We start from the raw sequence: 19,236 nt of genomic DNA on the forward strand, positions 1-19,236 counted from the left end.
CCGCCACCCGGGGTGTTACTTCGAGGCGGGCCTGGTGACCGGCCCGGGAGCGGGAGCGGAAATGTTGTTCGCGAGCGGGCTCTGCGGGTTGATGCGCCGGCGAAGCCGGTAGGCGATCAACGTCGCGATGAGGGCTCCGACGCTCAGGGAGATCTGCGAGCGGGACGATTCGACGTAGAACATCGACACCAGCACGGCGAGGATGCCGCCGGCAGCGAGGATCGACAGGTAGGGGAACAGCCACATCTTCAGGCGGAGTTGGGCGACCTCTTCGCGGGTCATCAGGCCGCGCAGTTTGATCTGCGACATCGCGATCATGAGGTAGACCATCAGGATGGTCGCGCCGGAGGCGTTGAGCAGGAAGGCGAAGACGGTGTCGGGGGAGAGGTAGTCGAGGCCGATGCAGGCGAAGCCGACGAGGGTTGCAAGGAGCAGCGAGTTGCGGGGGACGCCGTGCTTGTCCAGCTTTGCGATGCTCTGTGGCGCATCGCCTTTGTGCGCGAGGGTGAAGAGCATCCGCGAGGAGGTGTAGAGGCCGGAGTTCAGGCAGGAGAGTACGGCGACGAGCACCACAGCGTTCATGATGTCAGGTCCGCCGGGGATGCCCATGTGGGTGAGGGCGTCGACGAACGGCGACTGGCCGACCTTGACGTCGGTCCAGGGCACGATGATGGCGAGCAGCAGCACGGAGCCGATGTAGAAGAACCCGATGCGGGCGATCACGGAATTGGTGGCCTTGGCGACGGCCTTCTCCGGTTCGGCGGATTCGGCGGCGGCGATGGTGGCGATTTCGGGGCCGACCATGGAGAAGACGGCGACGACGACGCCGGAGAGGATGACGGCCCAGCCGTTGGGGGTGAAGCCGCCGTGATCGGTGAGGTTGGAGAAATCGGCGGAATGGCTGGGCCACAGCCCGAAGACGTAGGCGGCGCCGAGGGCGAGGAACAGCAGGATCGCGGCGACCTTGATGCCTGCGAACCAGTATTCGAACTCGCCGAAGTTGCGGACCGAGCGGAGGTTCGTGGCGACCATGGCCAACAGCAGGACGACCGCCATCACCCAGGAGGGCAGGTCGATCCAGCGTTGCAGCAGTTTGCCGCCGATGACGGCTTCGGCGCCGACCGCGACGACCCAGAAGAACCAGTACAGCCAGCCGGTGGTGAAGCCGGCCCACCCCCCGAAGGCCTTGCGGGCATAGCCGGCGAACGATCCGGTCGACGGGTTGGTGGTGGCCATTTCGCCGAGCATGCGCATCACGAGGACGATGACGACACCGGTGATGGCGTAGGACACGAATGCTGCGGGGCCGGAGGTGTGCAGCAGGGCGCTCGAACCTACGAAGAGCCCGGCGCCGATGACACCTCCGATCGCGATCATGGTGAGGTGTCGTTGTTTCAGAGACTTCTGCAACGTCTCGGGCGGTTGTTCGAGAGTGGACATCAAACGCTCCAAAGGTCGAGTCGGACACGAGATCGAAAGCGCGAGCTGTGCCCCGGTGGTCGCAGGCGTGATCGGACGCCGCGATACCGTGACGGGTCGGGACGGAAATGCCGTCCTGGGCCCGGCGAGATGGCGAACTTCCGTTCGTGTGTGATCAACCTAACGGCCCACCACGTAGCATGCTAGGGACATGTGCCAGAACTTTCCGCCCCGTCAGTCAGACACATGTATGGCCGACTCCGAATGATCGCCATAGTTATCGCTCACGAAATACGCTGTTCACGGAGATGGTGAAGTGAATCTCGATGAAGTGGTCACCGAGGTGGCCGAACGTCTGTCGGCATCAGTCGTCCTGGTCGACCGGGCCTTTTCGCTGATCGCTTACAGCACCCAGTTGCCTGGCGTCGACAAAGATCGGGTGCAGTCGATCCTTACCCGCAGTTGCCCGCCGGAGGCGCGCGCATGGTACGAAAGCTTCGGAATTGCCGATACCACGCGCCCGGTGATCACGCCGGACAATCCGGATATCGAAGCGTCGTCGCGGATCTGTCTTCCGGCTCGCTACGCAGGCGCGGCATACGGATATCTGTTCGTCCTGGCGGATGAGAACAGCGCCGTGTCCGAAAGCGATCTCACCGCCGCAATGTCCCTGGCCGGCCAGGCCGGCGCGCAACTCGCACACACCGCCCGGGGTCGTGACGATATGGCGGTCGCCGTCGCAGACCTCCTCGAAGGCGACCGAAAGGCGTTCGCCCGTGCGATTACTCGCATCGAAGACTCGGGGCTCTTCCCGGACGGCGGCGCGTTGACCGTGCTGGCCGTCGACGGTCTCCTGCCCGCCCCTGGCGCACGCGCTCTGCTGGCACCGATCGGATCGTTGACCGCGGTGATGATCCCTGCCGGCGACGGCGCCGTCGACCCCGTTCGGTCCGTTGCCGAAAGCGGTGCGGGTGCCGGAGCTCTGGTCGGGGTGGGGGGTTCGTACCAGGGGTTGCGGTCTGCCCGCCGAAGCTGGCAGCAAGCCAAACTCGGTGTCCGGGTCGCCCGGCACGACGAATCGATGGGACCGATCGCGTACTGGGAAGAACTCGGCATCTACCGGCTGTCCTCGTGCGGGCCCACCAGCGTCGTCGCCGATGCAGTCCTCACCCCGTCCGTCCGGGCCCTGCTCGACCACCGCAACGTCGACCTGCTCGTCACCGCACAGACTTACCTGGACCAGGCCGGTGACACCGGCGCAACGGCCGGTGTCCTCGGCATTCACCGTCAGACGCTGTACTACCGCCTCGCGAAGATCGAGGAAATCACCGGCCTCGATCTCTCGGTGGGTGCGCAGCGCCTCGAGTTGCATGTCGGCCTCACCCTCGGGCGCTTCATCTTCGAGCACCTCGGAACCGAAGAGGGCCGCAACGGCGAGCAGACCTGACCGCTGCGTCCGATCGGGCGATCAGATCTTCTCGGCAGCCGTCGACGCCGGGTCGACCGCGGCGCGAACGATGTCGGTGATGGCCCGCACCGTAGGCCTGGTCTCCGAGCCGGCGAGGCGTATGAGGACGATTCGCCGACCGATCTCCTGCTCGAGGTCGACGCGGATGATCGGCACCGAACTGTTGAGCCTGATCATCATGTCGGTGACCGGCGCTGCCCCCAGCCCCTTTCCGGCCAGCGCCAGAGACACCGCGGTATCGACGATTTCGTGCCGCACGATCGGCTCGAAACCCTCCTGACGGCAGGCGATGCGGACAGCGCGACCGAACTGGGTCTCCGCGGGAGGCAGAATCCAGTTCCACTCCGCGGCCTCGCGCAGATCGATGGTCCCCTCGGTGCGGATGCCGTAGGCGCCGGAGGAGACGGCGAGCCCGAATCGCTCGCTGCGCAGGGTGATCATCTCGATATCCGGTGTGCGGGGCATCGGTGAATTGGGGTAGTCCAGCCCGAATGCGACGTCGACCTGACCGCGTTGGACGGCGGTGGCGGCGTCGTCGACGTCGAGTTCGCGGCTGCTCAGGGCGAGATGCGGGTACTTGCGCTGCGCTGCGGCCACCACCGGTGGCAACAACGCTGCAGCGGTACTACCGAAGGTGCCGAGAAGAAGAGGCGCAGCGACGTCGTCGTGCACCGCGCGCAGCGCGTCGAGGGCCCTCTGTTCCGCGCTCAAGATTTTCACCGCATGCTCGGCCAGAACGGTGCCGGAATCGGTGAGCACGACATTGCGACCCACCTTGGTGACGAGCCGGGAGCCGACGGCTTTCTCCAAGGCTGCGATCTGCTGCGATACTGCGCCAGCGGTGTACCCGAGTTCCTCGGCGACCGCGACCATCGTTCCACGCCGGGCCAGCTCTCGGAGTGCGACGAGGTGCGCCAAGCTCATATTCATATAGAGATTCTAAACGGTAGTGGCTAACTTTCTTCGCTGGTGCTATTCATTTCCGCGGACCACGATGAACGTGCGGAACGAGACGTCGGACACGTCGGAGCTCTTCTGAGCCGGCCGGCGACCACGATCTCGATCTCACCCGATCCTCATCGACCCTGGAGTTGCACGCCATGCCGATCACCCAGCAGTGGGAACTGCGCGCCGAGTTCGCTCGCCGTCTCTCGCACATGTACGGGAAGGAAGTTCCCGCATACACCACGTTGCTCGAGGTATCGCAGGCCGTCAACGACACCGTGCTGTCGAATCTCGGTGCGGGCGCAGAACGTCTGGGTTCCATTGCCCGGGTCACCGCCGAACGTCACGGAGCCATCCGAGTGGGCACCCCGCAGGAGATGGCCCAGGTCGCCCGCGTGTTCGCGGCCATGGGCATGTACCCGGTCGGGTTCTACGACCTGCGCGAGGCCGCTGCCAGTTCCGTCCCGGTCGTCTCGACGGCTTTCCGTCCGACGGACCCGGACGAACTGGCGCGCAACCCCTTCCGGGTGTTCACCTCCATGCTGGTGCCCTCGGATCGCCGCTTCTTCAGCGCCGATCTGCAGCAACGCCTGGAAAGTTTCCTCGCCAAGCGCAAGCTGTTCACCACCGAACTGCTGGTCCTCGCCGACCGGGCGACCGAGTACCAGGGGCTGAATTCCGGTGACGCGGAGATGTTCCTGACGTTGGCCACAGCGGCATTCAAGCTGTCCACCGAGGCCGTCGACCGCGCCTGGTACCGCGAACTCGAGGAGGTCTCCTCGGTGGCCGCCGATATCGGTGGCGTCACCAGCACACACATCAACCACCTGACCCCTCGCGTGCTCGACATCGACGATCTCTACGCCCGCATGGAGCGTCGCCGGATCGACATGATCGACACGATCCAGGGTCCGCCGCGGTGGGCCGGTCCGGATCTGCTGCTGCGGCAGACCTCGTTCCGGGCTCTCGCCGAACCGCGGGTGTTCCGAGAGGCCGACGGCGCCGTCGAGAAGGGTTCACTGCGAGTGCGTTTCGGTGAGGTCGAGGCCCGCGGTATCGCAGCCACGGTCCGCGGCCGCGAGGTCTACGATCGGTTGACCGTCGAGATCGAGCAGGCGGTCAGGGAGGCGGCCGCGACCGCGCCGGTGTCGGCCGACGTACGCAACGAGATCGCTGCGGAGCTGTGGAACCAGCAGGTGCCCGCCACCGAACAGGGGCTCGCGCTCCACGATCTGGCGTACTTCACCTACCGGGTCGACAACGACAAGCAACGCAACGGCACGATGCCCGGACGATCGCTACAGGATCTGATCGATCAGGGCTGGGTCCGCCCGGAGCCGATCGTCTACGAGGACTTCCTGCCGAAATCCGCGGCCGGGATCTTCCAGTCCAATCTGACCTCGGACGGACACAAGGACACCACACAGTCGACGACCGATATCGACGCCGCCTGGATGGAAGGAGTTCTGGGACGCACACTGCACAACCCGTACACGCTCTACGACGGGATCCGCCGCGCTTCCCTCGATCACGTTGCCAGCCAATTGGGAATCCGCGGACCCATCGAAGAACCGGCACCCATCGCTACCCAAGGAGTCAAGTAAATGAGCACCGCTGTAGCCGAGACCATCGCCCTTCCCACCACCGACGAACTGCGCACTCTCGCACGCACCAGCCTGCAGCGGTGTGGGGTCGACCCGGCCGTACTCGATACCGCAGGGGTCGAGAACACCATCACCACCCGCTCCCCCGTCACGGGGGAGAGCCTCTTCGACTATCCCGCCGCCGACGCCACCGACGTCGAGGCCGCGATCGATGCCGCCCACGAGGCCTTCCTGCAGTGGCGCACCGTTCCCGGCCCGGTCCGCGGATTCCTGATCAAACGCCTCGGCGAACTGCTCACCGAGCACAAGGAAGACGTCGCCAACCTGATCAGCATCGAGGTCGGCAAGATCCGCTCGGAGGCCCTCGGCGAGGTCCAGGAAATGATCGACATCTGCGACTTCGCGGTCGGTCTGTCCCGGCAGCTCGACGGCCGCACCATGCCCTCGGAGCGTCCCGGACACCGACTGATGGAGACCTGGCACCCGCTCGGTGTCGTCGGTGTCGTCTCGGCGTTCAACTTCCCGGCCGCGGTGTGGTCCTGGAACCTGGCTCTTGCCATCGTCTGCGGTGACTCGGTGATCTGGAAGCCCGCGCAGCTGACCACCCTCACCGCCGCCGCCTGCTCGGCGCTGTTCGACCGTGCCGCAAAAGAATCCGGCGCCCCGGCCAACCTGAATGTCCTCGTCTCGGCGAGTGCCGCCGACACCCAGGCCCTGATCGACAGCCCGAAGGTGCCGTTGATCAGCGCGACCGGTTCCGAGCGGATGGGCGAGCAGATCGCTCCCCGCGTCGCCGCCCGGTTCGGCCGCGCCATCCTCGAGCTCGGCGGAAACAATGCTGCAATCGTCACCCCGTCGGCGGACCTCGACATCGCCACCCGCGGAATCGTCTTCGCCGCCGCCGGCACCGCCGGCCAGCGCTGCACCTCGATGCGCCGCATCATCGTCCACCAGGACATCGCCGACGAGCTGATCGACCGGATCTCCCAGGTCTACGGCCGCCTCCCGATCGGCGACCCGTTCGCCGACGGCACCCTCGTGGGCCCGCTGATCGACGGCAAGTCCCACGCCAACATGACCGCAGCCCTCGACAAGGCTGTCGCGCAGGGCGGCGAGATCCTCGTCGGCGGCAAGCGCCGCCCGAGCAGCGAAAGCTCGTACTACGTCGAGCCGGCGATCGTGCGGATGCCGGCCCAGAGCGAGATCGTCAAGGACGAAACCTTCGCCCCGATCCTCTACGTGCTGACCTACGACACGTTCGAGGAAGCGATCGCCCTGCACAACGACGTCCCGCAGGGTCTGTCGTCGTCGATCTTCACCACCGACCAGCGTGAGGCGGAGCGGTTCATCGCCGCCGACGGTTCGGACTGCGGCATCGTCAACGTCAACATCGGCACGTCCGGCGCCGAGATCGGCGGCGCGTTCGGCGGCGAGAAGACCACCGGCGGCGGCCGCGAATCCGGCTCGGACGCCTGGCGCGCCTACATGCGCCGCGCGACCAACACCATCAACTACTCCCGCGAGCTGCCCCTGGCTCAGGGCGTCAACTTCGGCTGACATTCCCCCTATCGAATCGCACGAGGAGCAACGACGATGTTCGAATTGATCGACGAATGGGGCCCGGAGAAGGTCGTGTGTGTCTCCGATGCACGCACCGGCATGCGCGGCGTTCTGGTCATCGACAACACCGCCCGCGGAATGGGCAAGGGCGGCACCCGCATGTCCACCACGGTCAGTGTCGGCGAGGTCGCCAGGCTGGCCCGCAACATGACCTGGAAGTGGGCGGGGGTCGACCTGTTCTACGGCGGGGCCAAGGCCGGCATCTGGGCCGACCCGACTGCCTCCTCCAAGGAGGCGGTCCTGCGTGCCTTCGTCCGGGCACTCCGCAACGAGGTCCCCGAGGAGTACGTCTTCGGGCTCGACGTGGGATTGACCGAGAAGGACGCCGCGATCATGCTCGACGAGGTCGGCGGACGCGGTGGCGCGGTGGGCACCCCCCACGCGCTCGGCGGGCTCCCGTACGACCAGCTCGGGGTCACCGGCCACGGTGTCGCGGAGTCGGCCGACGCCGCCGCGCAGGCCCTCGGCCTGTCCACCGGTTCGCTGAGCGTGTCCATCCAGGGCTTCGGAGCGGTCGGAGCCGCGAGCGCGAAGCGCCTCGCGGAACTCGGGGCCACCATCGTCGCTGTGTCCACCTCGCAGGGCGGCATCCACAACCCGGACGGGCTCGACGTCGCCACCTTGCTCGATCTGCGCGATCAGTACGGTGACGGACTCGTCGACCAGTACTCCGACGCCAAACCTCTCGCTGCCGGGGAAGAACTCTCGGTGACCGCGGACATCCTGATCCCGGCAGCGTTGCAGGACGTCGTCGACGCCGACCTCGCCCGCACGTTGCCGGCCAAGATCGTCGTCGAAGGCGCGAACCTGCCGAGCAGCCCCGAAGCACAGTCGGTGCTGTTCGACCGCGGCGTGACCGTGGTTCCGGATTTCATCGCCAACGCCGGCGGTGTGGTCGCCGCAGCCGTGGCGATGGATGCCCGCTACTCCGGAATCCGCCCCGAACCGGCAGCCGTGTTCGACAACATCTCGAACAAGCTGCGCGCCAGCACCATCGACACCCTCGATGCGTCGAAGGCTCAGGGTCGAACCACCCACGAGGTGGCCCGCACCACCGCCCAGGAGCGCGTGCGCGAAGCCATGGTGCTCCGCGGGCGTTCCCCGCAGAACGCCGCGTTCTAAAAGGTTCGGCACCAAATACCCCCACGCGCAACTGTGCGACCCCACTCCGGTCAGCGGGCGCGCGCCATTCTTCCAGGCATAGTCATCGACCCGGTCGTTCGTCAGGTGTCCCGGAAACCGGTCGGGCATCACATCACTACTCTCGAAGGAAAGAAGAGGACGACATGAGCAAGGAACTTCCCGAACAGGCATCCGTCGTCGTGATCGGCGGCGGCGTCATCGGCGCCAGCATTGCGTTCCACCTCGCCGAATCCGGGGTCTCCGATGTCGTCCTCCTGGAAAAGGACGAGTTGGCCTGCGGCTCGACCTGCAAGGCCGCCGGCGGTGTTCGCGCCTCCTTCAGCAACGAGGCCAACATCGCGATCGGTTTGCGCGGCCTCGACGTGTATTCGCGGTTCGCGCAGGAGTACCACCAGGAGATCGACTTCAGCCGCGACGGCTACCTCTATCTCCTCTCGGACCAGGCCAACGTCGACATCTTCACCGAAAGCGTCGCACTGCAGAACCGCCACGGCGTTCCGAGCCGCATGGTCACCCCCGAAGAAGCGCAGAAGATCTCGCCGCTCATCAGCACGGACGGACTCCTCGCCGCCTCGTGGTCGCCCCAGGACGGCAAGGCCACCCCCGAATCGGTCGTGATGGGATACGCCGCCGCTGCCCGTCGACACGGTGCCCGCATCATCCGTCACTGCGCGGTCACCGACATCGAGAGCACAGGCGGCACCATTACCGCAGTCGTGACCGAACACGGACGCATCAAGACCGACACGGTGGTCTGCGCTGCCGGAGCCTGGTCGGCCGGCATCGGCAACATGCTCGGGGTGAACATCCCCGTCGTTCCCGTTCGCCGACAGATCGCCTTCACCGAGCCGCTCTCGGAGTTGCCCGAATCCTCGCCGTCGCTGACCATCGACTTCCCGTCGAACTTCTACTTCCACCCGGAAGGCAAAGGCCTGCTTCTCGGCTGGTCCGACCCGAACGAGCGCGAGGGATTCAACCTCAAGTTCGAACTCGAGGACTGGCTGATGGGACTGGGCGCCATCGCCGAGACCCGGGTGCCGGCTGTACTGGACTACGGCATCAGCACCGGGTGGGCCGGTCTCTACGAGGTCACCCCCGACCGCAACCAGATCATCGACCGCTCCACCGAGGTCGAGGGCCTGCTCATCGCCACCGGCTACTCCGGCCACGGCTTCCTGATGGGACCGGCGACCGGCGAGATCGTGCGAGACCTCTACCACGGCAAAGAGCCCGGATACGACATCAGCTCCTTCGCCCTGGACCGCTTCGCGCAGGCCGGTATCGGCGCAGGCGAAACAAACATCGTCTGACCCCACCCGTTGCACCGCCCAGCAGAAGACGATCACCTGCCCCTCAGGAGCCGGATTCATGGCCGAACAGATCGATGATCACTTCACCACCACCGTCGCCGCGATGGCCGATACGACACGTCCGGGAGCGAGAGATCACGACCGGCCCGTCGAGACAGCGTCGAGCCTGTCCGTGCAGCAAACCCTGGACCTGTTCGATTCTCAATTAGGCAGTCGGCACCTGGATCTGGTTGCCCGACGGCTTCGCGCGAAGGGCAAGGGCTTCTACACGATCGGATCGTCCGGGCACGAAGGGAACGCCGTCGTCGCGGGAGCCCTCCGGCCGACCGATCCGGCGCTGCTGCACTACCGTTCCGGAGCCTTCTTCCTCGAACGTGCCCGGCAGGTCCGGGGCAGCAACCCGCTGCGCGATGTTCTTCTCGGCGTCGTCGCAGCCACCGAGGAACCGATGTCCGGCGGCCGGCACAAGGTGTTCGGCCGCCACGACCTCAATATCATTCCCCAGACCTCGACGATCGCCTCTCACCTGCCCCGGGCGGTCGGCGTCGCCTTCTCCATCGCCCGCGCCACCAAACTGAACGTGCTCTCCGCGTGGCCCGAGGACGCGGTCGCGGTCTGCAGTTTCGGCGACGCCTCGGCGAATCACTCGACCGCGGTGGGCGCGATCAACACCGCCATCCACTCGGCCTTCCAGGGCCTTCCGCTTCCGCTGTTGGTCGTCTGCGAAGACAACGGCATCGGCATCAGCACCAAGACGCCGAAGGGGTGGATCGCCGCGAACTTCGGCAACCGCGAAGGTCTCGAGTACTTCACGGTCGACGGATCCGACCTCCCGATGGCCTACGCCACCGCGAAGCATGCCGCCGACTGGGTTCGCAGGCACCGCAAGCCGGCGTTCCTGCACCTGCGCACCGTCCGGTTGATGGGTCACGCCGGCTCCGACTTCGAAGCCGCCTATCGCACCACCAGCGAGATCACCGCCGACTTCGACCGGGATCCGGTGCTGTGCACGGCGAAACTCCTCATCGAGCGTGGACACCTGAGCCCCACCGACATCCTCGACCTCTACGAGAACAAGCGCGCCGAAGTCGACGCGCTCGCACAGGAAGTCGGCGAGCTGCCGCAACTCGACAGTCCCGCCGCAGTGATGCGGCCACTGACCGAGGGCCTCGACGAGGCGATCGACGCCGAACCGCGACGGACCTACCCGGCCCGCCGAGCCCAGATCGTCGGATCCCCGCTTCCCGAGGAGGAAGGTCCGCTCACCGTCGCTCTCGCGATCAACCGTGCCCTGCTCGATGTGCTCATCGAGTATCCCGAGGCGCTGGTGTTCGGTGAGGACGTCGCCCGCAAGGGCGGGGTGTACGGGGTGACCCGGGGTCTGATGAAGAAGGCGGGGTCGGCGCGGGTGTTCGACACGCTCCTCGACGAGCAGGCGATCCTGGGTCTCGCGCTGGGCGCGGGGGTGTCCGGACTACTGCCGTTCCCGGAGATCCAGTACCTGGCGTATCTGCACAATGCGGCCGATCAGATCCGGGGGGAGGGTGCGACGTTGCAGTTCTTCTCCGACCGTCAGTACCGCAATCCGATGGTGGTGCGGGTCGCAGGCTACGGGTATCAGAAGGGGTTCGGTGGGCATTTCCACAACGACAACGCCGTCGCCGCGCTGCGCGACATCCCCGGTATCGTCGTGGCGTCGCCGGCGCGCCCCGACGACGCCGCGGCCATGATGCACACGTGCGCGGCGGCCGCGCGGACCGCGGGGGCGCTGTGTGTGTATCTGGAACCCATTGCGCTGTATCACACCCGGGATCTGTACGAGGACGGTGACGAGCGGTGGCTGGCCGCGTATCCGGATCCGGCAAAGCGGACCGAGAACCATGTGCCGATCGGCTCCGCCCGCACGTACGGTGACGGCACCGACCTGACGATCGTCACGTTCGGCAACGGTGTGTACATGAGTCTGCGGGTCGCGCGCCGTCTCGAACGGGCGAACATCGCCGCGCGTGTGGTGGACATGCGGTGGCTCGCACCGCTGCCTGTCTCGGACATTCTCCGGGAGGCGAACGCCACCGGACGGGTGCTCGTCGTCGACGAAACCCGATCCTCCGGGGGCGTCGCGGAGGGCGTCGTCACCGCCCTGATCGACGAAGGTTTCACCGGCCGTCTCGCGCGGGTAGCCAGTGAGGACAGTTTCATCCCGCTCGGCGATGCCGCCCTCGAGGTCCTGCTCTCCGAAGACACCATCGAGGCCGCGGCGATCAAGTTGGTACAGGTGAGCTGATGGCATTGGTCGGGCCGGAATACTGGGGCGGACTCTCCCCGAAAGAGCGTCGCCAGTACACATGGTTCCACCCCTCGAGTAAGACTGGGACGTAACCTGTCCGAGCACGAACCGACACCTGGAGCAGTTGTGCCCACCTTCGATCCCGAACCGCACGCTGAACCGTTACGTGCCCAGGAATTCAACGGAATCGCAGTGTTCGACGCCAGCGAACACAACCTCGCCCACGTCGATGTGTTCATTCCCCGGGACTGCATCGTCGCGTTCACCGGGGTCTCGGGATCGGGGAAGTCGTCGTTGGCCTTCGGCACCGTTTACGCTGAAGCACAAAGGCGGTTCCTCGAGTCCGTCACCCCGTACGCACGCCGGCTGATGGATCAGATCGGAGCGCCCAGGGTTGGGGACATCACCGGGCTTCCACCGGCGGTCGCCTTGCAGCAGGCCCGCGGTCACACCTCTGCCCGATCGTCGGTCGGCACCCTCACCCACATCTCGAACGTGCTGCGGATGCTGTTCTCCCGAGTCGGCACCTACCCGCCGGACGCCCCCGTTCTCGACTCGAACGCGTTCTCGCCCAACACACCCGAAGGCGGATGCCCAGCCTGCCACGGCCTCGGCCGTACCCACGACGTCGATATCGATGCCCTGGTGCCGGACCCGAGCCGCAGTATCCGCGGCGGCGCCGTCGCCGCCTGGCCCGGCGCCTGGCTGGGCAAGAACTACCGCGACATCCTCGACACACTCGGTATCGACGTGGACCGCCCCTGGTCCGAGCTTCCGGAAGACGAGCGCGAGTGGATCCTCACCACCGAGGAACAACCCACGGTCACGGTGTCACCCGTGCGCGACCCGGGCAAGATGGTGCGCGACTACCAGGGAACATTCTCGAGCGCCCGCACCTACGTTCTGCACACCTACGCGACGACGAAGAGCGCAACCCAGCGGGCGAAGGTTGCCCGATATCTGGTGTCCCGGCCCTGCAGTGCGTGCAAGGGCAAACGGCTGCGCCCCGAGGCGCTGGCCGTACGGTTCGCCGGGCTCGACATCGCCGACGCCACGGAACTGTCACTGGCCGATCTGGCCTCGGTCCTCGACGCCGTCGTCGCATCCCGCGGTTCCGACGCAAGCGACGCAACCGAACGCGCATCCGCGGCGCTGGTAGACAACCTTCGCGGACGCCTCGCGGGTCTGACCGAACTCGGGCTGGGCTACCTGAGCCTTGCCCGTTCGACCACCACGCTCTCGCCGGGAGAACTTCAGCGCCTGCGGCTGGCCACCCAGCTGCAATCGGGCCTGTTCGGAGTGCTGTACGTCCTCGACGAACCGTCCGCTGGCCTGCATCCCGCCGACACCGAGGCGCTGGTCACCGCCGTGCGCCGGCTACGCGCGGCAGGTAACTCCGTCTTCGTCATCGAACACAACCTCGACGTCGTCCGCGCGGCGGATTGGATCGTCGACGTCGGTCCCGGAGCCGGGGAGCACGGCGGGCGGGTGCTGTACAGCGGTAAGGTGGACGGTCTCGCTCACGTTCCCGAATCCATAACTCGCCGATACCTTTTCGGAACACCTGAGAGTTACCCCGAGCCCGGTCTGCCGAGCAGGTGGATCGAACTCGCCGGCATCACGATGCACAACCTGCGGGATCTGACGGTGCGAATCCCGCTCGGGGTGCTCACCGCGGTCACAGGCGTGTCCGGATCGGGCAAATCCACACTCGTGAGCCGGGTTCTCACCGACGTCGTCGCCCAACACCTCGGCGTCGACAGCGAACCCGTCACCGACACCGGGGGAGACGACGCCGACGACTCCACAGTCGTACTGGCCGAAGAGCGCGAGAACGACACCGAGCCGACGGTCGTGGCCGCCCACGGGCTGGGACACATCAACCGGCTGGTGCGCGTGGACCAGACCCCCATCGGGCGGACTCCACGTTCGAATCTTGCCACCTACACCGGTCTCTTCGATGTGATCCGGAAACTCTTCGCCGCACATCCCGTTGCCCGTGAACGCGGATACAGCCCGGGCCGATTCTCATTCAATGTCGGCGGCGGCCGTTGCGAGGAATGCGAGGGCGCCGGTTCGATCACCATCGGCATGCTGTTTCTACCCGAGGCCTCCGCGCCGTGCCCGGCGTGCGCGGGCGCACGGTACAACGCGGAGACCCTCGAGGTCCTCGTCGACGGCCGGACGATCGCCGACGTTCTCGCGATGACGGTCGACGACGCGCGCGCGTTCCTGAGTCACGTTCCGGCAGCAGCGAAAAGCCTTGACATGCTGGTCGAAGTCGGTCTCGGATACCTGCGACTCGGCCAATCGGCCACCACCCTGTCCGGTGGGGAGGCGCAACGGGTCAAGCTCGCCAGCGAACTGCAACGCATCCGATCCGGGCACACGCTCTACGTACTGGACGAACCGACCACCGGATTGCACCCCGCCGACGTCGACCGCCTCATGACGGTGTTGCGACGTCTCGTCGCGGCGGGAAACACCGTCGTACTCGTCGAACACGACATGCCGGTCATTGCCTCGGCGGACTGGATGATCGACCTCGGGCCCGGCGGCGGAGACAACGGCGGCCGGATCATCGCCTCGGGGCCACCGACGGTCGTTGCCGAGACGGCCGACTCCGCCACCGCCGCCTACCTCTCCCGGCACCTCGCCGTGTGACGTTGCGTGTGCGGTACCGGTTCAGTGCGCGTGAATTCCGTAGACGGTGACGACGAAGCTGTGGCCCTTGGCGGTGCAGGTGACGTCGCCCATGAACCCTGCGAGACAGGTGGTTCCCCCGTGGGTGATCGTCTTCAGATACATGCTCTGGCTGGTGGCGACCTCGGAGATGTCGGGGTTGCCGCCGGGCAGGGTGAACGGGGTGCCGGGAGGGTAAGTGGGGTGCGCCGGAAGCCAGGGAAGGTCGATGACGACGTGCTGGACGGGTCCCAGCCACGGCAGTCCGAACTCGCCGAGGATCGGGAAGTCCATCGGCAATGGTTGCGGCAGATCGCATCCCACCGTGTCGTCGGGTGCGATCGAGCAGTTGAAGTTCCCCACCCGGAAGTAGACGGGGGTGGGGGAGTCCGCCTCCGCGGGTGTGGCGAACGCGAGGAACGCGGCTGCTGTGGCCGTGAACAGGCCGATGGCTCGCGTCACTGAAGGTTTCATACGAGGTATATAGGCTGGGAGCGGCGGGCGTTAGCTGGATGTGGCATCGGCGGGCGAAGAGCTGACCGTGAGCACTGCCGTGCGAGTTGCCCTGTGGCGGGCGATGCACGTACAGGTCGACGCTGCACCGCACGTTCTCGTCGACGAGAACGGCCAACCGGCCGCGAAGCCTGGAAGCGGAACCGGCTGATCGAGCTGGGCTTCGGTCGCTGGACATTTGTCTAGATGACAGGCGCGGCGCCGTCGGCTAGAACTGGTGAGGCATCGACAGTGACGTGACTCACATTTTGCGTCCGGACGGGATCGTCGGCACACCGGCGGGTCGGCAGCCGATGCACGAGAGCGAAGGAGCATCGCGGAATGATCGAGGACAGCACCGAACTACTGACTCCGACTCCCGGCCCGACACGCCTGATCCCTCGTAGGCGTCCCGACGGACGTGAACTGCTCGGCACGGCGAAGGGAATCCTGATCGCCGGTCGCGGCTGCAGTGACGCCCAGGCGTTCGACGAACTCCTCGACGTTGCCCGGCGTCATCATCTGACCGTCCTCGGCGCTGCCCGGAGCCTGGTCGACCTCGCTGCCGGCCCCTCGCCCCGACGGCGCTCGCCCGAAGCCGCCCGATTCGAAGAGTGGGAGCAGCTGGTCAATCAGCTTCCGCCCCGCCGACACGCACAGGCGAGCTGATGCGACAGGAGTCGAGCCACCCGCGTGAAAGTACAGGGCCGCTCCCGGCCGACGCGATCGTGTGGCCGGAACCGAGCCCGCTCGATTCGTGGTGGAAGCACGTGGTCAACGACCATGCGGCCGCAGTTCCCGAGCGCGAGCCCGTCACCGACGCCGGCAAGTAGCAGACCACGACAGGCGGGTTCTCCAGGAAGTCTCGCTTCAGCCTAGACTGCGCGGTGCCCGGCAGTGCGAGCCGATCATGCGAGATCGGCTTCGGTGGCGCGTTGGACCCAGGTCGCGAACTTCTCGGAGCCTTCGCGGCCGGCCACGTACCGGCGGACGATCCGCTCGACGTAGTCGGGCACCTCGGTGGCGGGGAGCTTGTGGCCGCGCAATTTGCGCCCGAAGCTCGTGTCCAGCCCGAGGCTGCCGCCGAGATGGACCTGGAAGCCCTCGACCTGGTTGGAATCGGCATCGGTCACGATCATGCCCTTGAGGCCGATGTCGGCGACCTGAATGCGGGCGCACGAGTTGGGGCACCCATTGAGGTGAACTGTGATCGGGTGCTCGAGCTGATCCTGGACGTCGGCAAGTCGCTTCTCGACGTCTGTGATGAGTGCGGCGGCTCGCGCCTTGGTCTCGACGATCCCGAACTTGCAGAATTCGATGCCGGTGCAGGCCATGGTGCTCCGTCGCCAGGGCGACGGACGAGCGGGGAAACCCAGTTTTTCGAGATCGGCTTGGAGGGAGTCGATACTGTCGTCCTCGACGTCGAGGATCACCAGTTTCTGCATCGGGGTGATGCGTACTCGTCGGGATCCGGATGCTTCCGCTGCTCGTGCCAAGTCGGTCAGCACGGTGCCGCCGACCCTGCCGACGACGGGTGCGATCCCGAGGGCGTTGAGCCCGTTCTTCTGGCGCTGGATGCCGACGTGATCGCGTGGTTCGTCGAGCGGTTCGGGTGCTGGTCCATCGAGCATCGCGCGTCCGAGGTATTCCGTTTCGAGCACGTCGCGGAACTTTTCGACACCCCAGTCCGAGACGAGGAACTTCAGGCGTGCCTTCGCCCGCAGTCGCCGATACCCGTAGTCGCGGAAGAGGGAGACGATTCCGATCCACACGTCGGGCACGTCTTCCAGTGGTACCCACGCTCCGAGGCGCTCGCCGATCCGCGGATTCGTCGACAGGCCGCCGCCGACCCAGACATCGAGTCCCGGGCCATGGTCCGGGTGGTCGACACCGATGAACGCCACATCGTTGATCTCGTGGACCACGTCTTGGAGACCGGAGATGGCGGTTTTGAATTTGCGCGGCAGGTTGGAGTAGTCGGGGTTTGCGATCAATCGGCGGGTGATCTCGTGCAGAGCGGGTGTGGCGTCGAGAACCTCGTCGACGGCGATGCCGGCCATCGGTGAGCCGAGGACCACGCGCGGGGTGTCGCCTGCGGATTCGGCGGTCGTGAGGCCTACCCCCTCGAGCCTCCGCCAGATTTCGGGTAGGTCCTCGACCCTGATCCAGTGCAGCTGAATGTTCTGGCGGTCGGTGAGATCCGCGGTGTCGCGGGCGAACAGTTGGGAGACTTCACCGACGACGCGCAGCTGTTCGGTGGTCAGTGCCCCTCCGTCGATGCGGATGCGCAGCATGAAGTGCTCGTCCTCGAGCTCTTCCGGCGGCAACGTGGCGGTTCGGCCGCCCTCGATGCCGGGTGCGCGCTGGGTGTAGAGCCCCCACCAGCGGAAGCGGCTTCGCCGATCGGTCGGGTCGATGCCGGCGACACCGGTACGGCAGTACACCTCCTCGATTCTCTTGCGCACGTTGAGGCCGTCGTCATCCTGTTTGACCTGCTCGTTCACGTTGAGTGGCTCACGGTCTCCCTGAGCCCATTGCCCCTCCGTGCGCGGGGCCTTTGCCTGCGCAGGGCGGGTCTTCGGTGTTGTCATCGGTGCTCCTGTCGAAACTGCGTGCGCAAAACTGTAGCGTAGACGAATAGATCGTGCATTAATTATATGTGCACACCCCGGTTGCCGACGAAGTGAAGGATGAACCATGAGTAGAAGCAATTTTCTGGTCGACGCCGAATGGGTCGCCGAACACGGACGCGACCCCGACGTCGTCCTCGTCGAGGTGGACGAGGACACCACGCAGTACGAGACGAACCACATCGACGGTGCCGTCCGCATCGACTGGAAGCGCGATCTTCAAGATCCGGTGCGCCGCGACGTCATCGACCGGCGATCGTTCGAGAAACTCCTGTCCGAGCGAGGAATCGCCAACGGCGACACGGTGATCCTGTACGGCGGGAACAACAACTGGTTCGCCGCCTACGCGTACTGGTACTTCAAGCTCTATGGCCACCGCGACGTCCGGCTGCTCGACGGCGGACGCAAGAAGTGGGAGCTCGACGGCCGGCCCTTGTCGAGCGAGACGGTCACCCGGCCGGCCACCGACTACGTGGCGTCCGAGCCCGTGTCGGGAATCCGCGCGCACCGCGACGAGGTGATCGAGCAGATCGGGAGAAAGAACATTGTCGACGTCCGGTCTCCCGACGAATTCTCCGGGAGGATCCTCGCCCCGGCGCACTTCCCGCAGGAACAACCCCAGGTTCCGGGGCACGTCCCGACTGCTGTCAACGTGCCGTGGTCCAAGGCTGCCGCTGACGACGGCACCTTCCTCGGTGAGGACGCGCTCCGCGCCCTGTACGGCGACGCCGGCCTCGACGAGACGAAGGACATCATCGTCTATTGCCGGATCGGCGAAAGATCGGCGCACAGTTGGTTCGTTCTCCACGAATTGCTCGGCTACCCCGACGTCCGGAACTACGACGGCTCCTGGGTGGAGTACGGCTCGTTGGTCGGCGTCCCGGTCGAGAGGTAGCCCGCGCCTTGACCAGGTCTCGCTTCACCGAACTCAATCAGCGCGTGCGGTTCATGATGTTCACCGTGTTCCAGGTGGTCCCCGGCGCGCTGCCGGATGTCCGCGACGAGGTCGTGGACGATGCGCGCACCTACCTCGAGCGAGTCGCCGAGTCCGGTGTCGCGATCCGCGGAATGTACGACGTCGCAGGACTACGTGGAGACGCCGACTTCATGATGTGGACGCATGCCGACACCGTCGAGGAATTGCAGGCCGCCTACTCCGGTTTCCGGCGCTGCAGACTCGGTCGAGCGTGCACGACGGTGTGGAGTGCGGTCGCACTCCACCGGCCGGCCGAATTCAACCGCAGCCACATCGCGGCATATGTGGCCGACGAGAAGCCGGGACAGTTCGTGTGCGTGTACCCGTTCAACCGATCGCTCGAGTGGTATCTGCTGCCGGACGCCGAACGGCGACGGCAGCTCGCCGAACACGGCCGAGCGGCTCGCGCCTACCCGGACGTGCGGGCCAACACCGTGAGTTCCTTCGGGTTGAGCGACTACGAGTGGATCCTCGCCTTCGAGGCTCCGGACCCGAGCCGGATAGTTGACATGATGCGAAACCTTCGCGCTACTGACGCGCGCAGGCACGTTCGGCTGGAGACGCCGTTCTTCTCCGGCCCGCGAACCGGCCTCGATGCCCTCGTTGCGCGATTCCCGTGACGATCGCCGGCAACCTCCAGAATGATTCGTGCAATATTAG

General features: G+C 66.1%; 16 protein-coding genes. 12 read left to right on the forward strand and 4 right to left on the reverse strand.

Features of this window, described 5'->3' with window-relative positions:
- Positions 1-15 precede the first annotated feature (15 nt).
- Positions 16-1,440 carry an amino acid permease gene (locus ACNJ7E_RS30310; RefSeq protein WP_280784304.1) on the reverse strand — a complete coding sequence of 475 codons (1,425 nt, stop codon included), beginning with the start codon at positions 1,438-1,440 and terminating at the stop codon, positions 16-18.
- 295 nt (positions 1,441-1,735) lie between these two features.
- Here ACNJ7E_RS30310 and ACNJ7E_RS30315 point away from each other — a divergent pair, with 295 nt between their 5' ends.
- Positions 1,736-2,866: a PucR family transcriptional regulator gene (locus tag ACNJ7E_RS30315; protein ID WP_418341680.1), complete on the forward strand. Its 1,131-nt coding sequence runs from the start codon at positions 1,736-1,738 to the stop codon at positions 2,864-2,866.
- A 21-nt stretch (positions 2,867-2,887) separates the two neighbouring features.
- Here the strand turns inward: ACNJ7E_RS30315 and ACNJ7E_RS30320 are convergent, their stop codons facing one another.
- On the reverse strand, positions 2,888-3,817 hold the full coding sequence (locus tag ACNJ7E_RS30320; RefSeq protein ID WP_280784302.1) for a LysR family transcriptional regulator: 930 nt from the start codon (positions 3,815-3,817) through the stop codon (positions 2,888-2,890).
- 170 nt (positions 3,818-3,987) lie between these two features.
- Between ACNJ7E_RS30320 and hglS the strand changes: the two genes are divergently transcribed.
- The 6 genes from hglS (at position 3,988) to uvrA (ending at position 14,460) form a co-directional block, all read left to right on the forward strand.
- Positions 3,988-5,436, forward strand: a complete 1,449-nt coding sequence (hglS, locus tag ACNJ7E_RS30325) for a 2-oxoadipate dioxygenase/decarboxylase (protein WP_418341681.1) — start codon at positions 3,988-3,990, stop codon at positions 5,434-5,436.
- Positions 5,437-6,993 carry an L-piperidine-6-carboxylate dehydrogenase gene (amaB, locus tag ACNJ7E_RS30330; RefSeq protein ID WP_011593615.1) on the forward strand — a complete coding sequence of 519 codons (1,557 nt, stop codon included), beginning with the start codon at positions 5,437-5,439 and terminating at the stop codon, positions 6,991-6,993.
- 36 nt (positions 6,994-7,029) lie between these two features.
- Positions 7,030-8,178: a Glu/Leu/Phe/Val family dehydrogenase gene (locus tag ACNJ7E_RS30335; RefSeq protein WP_418341682.1), complete on the forward strand. Its 1,149-nt coding sequence runs from the start codon at positions 7,030-7,032 to the stop codon at positions 8,176-8,178.
- Between the two features lie 164 nt (positions 8,179-8,342).
- A complete protein-coding gene (locus ACNJ7E_RS30340) occupies positions 8,343-9,509 on the forward strand; it encodes an NAD(P)/FAD-dependent oxidoreductase (RefSeq protein WP_418341683.1) in 1,167 nt (388 codons plus the stop codon).
- 103 nt (positions 9,510-9,612) lie between these two features.
- A complete protein-coding gene (locus ACNJ7E_RS30345) occupies positions 9,613-11,793 on the forward strand; it encodes a thiamine pyrophosphate-dependent enzyme (RefSeq protein WP_418341703.1) in 2,181 nt (726 codons plus the stop codon).
- A gap of 129 nt (positions 11,794-11,922) precedes the next feature.
- On the forward strand, positions 11,923-14,460 hold the full coding sequence (uvrA, locus tag ACNJ7E_RS30350; RefSeq protein WP_418341684.1) for an excinuclease ABC subunit UvrA: 2,538 nt from the start codon (positions 11,923-11,925) through the stop codon (positions 14,458-14,460).
- A gap of 21 nt (positions 14,461-14,481) precedes the next feature.
- On the opposite strand, the gene ACNJ7E_RS30355 is transcribed toward uvrA, so the two are convergent.
- Positions 14,482-14,940, reverse strand: a complete 459-nt coding sequence (locus ACNJ7E_RS30355) for a hypothetical protein (protein WP_418341685.1) — start codon at positions 14,938-14,940, stop codon at positions 14,482-14,484.
- A gap of 79 nt (positions 14,941-15,019) precedes the next feature.
- Between ACNJ7E_RS30355 and ACNJ7E_RS30360 the strand changes: the two genes are divergently transcribed.
- From ACNJ7E_RS30360 to ACNJ7E_RS30370, 3 genes are all read left to right on the forward strand, one after another.
- Positions 15,020-15,142, forward strand: coding sequence for a hypothetical protein (locus tag ACNJ7E_RS30360; protein ID WP_280784295.1), 123 nt, complete (start codon positions 15,020-15,022; stop codon positions 15,140-15,142).
- 170 nt (positions 15,143-15,312) lie between these two features.
- On the forward strand, positions 15,313-15,639 hold the full coding sequence (locus tag ACNJ7E_RS30365; protein ID WP_005253133.1) for an ANTAR domain-containing protein: 327 nt from the start codon (positions 15,313-15,315) through the stop codon (positions 15,637-15,639).
- On the forward strand, positions 15,639-15,803 hold the full coding sequence (locus ACNJ7E_RS30370) for a hypothetical protein (RefSeq protein ID WP_167344056.1): 165 nt from the start codon (positions 15,639-15,641) through the stop codon (positions 15,801-15,803). Before ACNJ7E_RS30365 ends, ACNJ7E_RS30370 begins: the two co-directional genes overlap by 1 nt.
- A 75-nt stretch (positions 15,804-15,878) precedes the next feature.
- Here ACNJ7E_RS30370 and ACNJ7E_RS30375 read toward each other — a convergent pair whose 3' ends face one another.
- Entirely contained in the window at positions 15,879-17,561 is a 1,683-nt protein-coding gene (locus ACNJ7E_RS30375; RefSeq protein ID WP_280784294.1) for a nitrite/sulfite reductase, read from the reverse strand.
- A 106-nt stretch (positions 17,562-17,667) separates the two neighbouring features.
- Here ACNJ7E_RS30375 and ACNJ7E_RS30380 point away from each other — a divergent pair, with 106 nt between their 5' ends.
- Positions 17,668-18,495 (forward strand): sulfurtransferase, encoded by an 828-nt coding sequence (locus ACNJ7E_RS30380; protein ID WP_280784293.1) that lies wholly within the window; start codon positions 17,668-17,670, stop codon positions 18,493-18,495.
- Between the two features lie 8 nt (positions 18,496-18,503).
- Positions 18,504-19,196 (forward strand): hydrogen peroxide-dependent heme synthase, encoded by a 693-nt coding sequence (gene hemQ, locus ACNJ7E_RS30385; RefSeq protein ID WP_418341686.1) that lies wholly within the window; start codon positions 18,504-18,506, stop codon positions 19,194-19,196.
- The last annotated feature ends 40 nt before the right edge of the window (positions 19,197-19,236 follow it).

It is taken from the genome of Rhodococcus mengyinensis (genome assembly GCF_048381435.1).
Classification (GTDB): Bacteria; Actinomycetota; Actinomycetes; order Mycobacteriales; family Mycobacteriaceae; genus Rhodococcus_F; species Rhodococcus_F opacus_D.

What these genes read in the sequence shown, in the direction of transcription:
- ACNJ7E_RS30310 (WP_280784304.1), bottom strand. Translation starts at nt 1,440, where the DNA reads ATGTCCACTCTCGAACAACCGCCCGAGACGTTGCAGAAGTCTCTGAAA.
- ACNJ7E_RS30320 (WP_280784302.1), bottom strand. Translation starts at nt 3,817, where the DNA reads ATGAATATGAGCTTGGCGCACCTCGTCGCACTCCGAGAGCTGGCCCGG.
- hglS (WP_418341681.1), top strand. Translation starts at nt 3,988, where the DNA reads ATGCCGATCACCCAGCAGTGGGAACTGCGCGCCGAGTTCGCTCGCCGT.
- amaB (WP_011593615.1), top strand. Translation starts at nt 5,437, where the DNA reads ATGAGCACCGCTGTAGCCGAGACCATCGCCCTTCCCACCACCGACGAA.
- ACNJ7E_RS30335 (WP_418341682.1), top strand. Translation starts at nt 7,030, where the DNA reads ATGTTCGAATTGATCGACGAATGGGGCCCGGAGAAGGTCGTGTGTGTC.
- ACNJ7E_RS30340 (WP_418341683.1), top strand. Translation starts at nt 8,343, where the DNA reads ATGAGCAAGGAACTTCCCGAACAGGCATCCGTCGTCGTGATCGGCGGC.
- ACNJ7E_RS30345 (WP_418341703.1), top strand. Translation starts at nt 9,613, where the DNA reads ATGGCCGATACGACACGTCCGGGAGCGAGAGATCACGACCGGCCCGTC.
- ACNJ7E_RS30365 (WP_005253133.1), top strand. Translation starts at nt 15,313, where the DNA reads ATGATCGAGGACAGCACCGAACTACTGACTCCGACTCCCGGCCCGACA.
- ACNJ7E_RS30370 (WP_167344056.1), top strand. Translation starts at nt 15,639, where the DNA reads ATGCGACAGGAGTCGAGCCACCCGCGTGAAAGTACAGGGCCGCTCCCG.
- ACNJ7E_RS30375 (WP_280784294.1), bottom strand. Translation starts at nt 17,561, where the DNA reads ATGACAACACCGAAGACCCGCCCTGCGCAGGCAAAGGCCCCGCGCACG.
- ACNJ7E_RS30380 (WP_280784293.1), top strand. Translation starts at nt 17,668, where the DNA reads ATGAGTAGAAGCAATTTTCTGGTCGACGCCGAATGGGTCGCCGAACAC.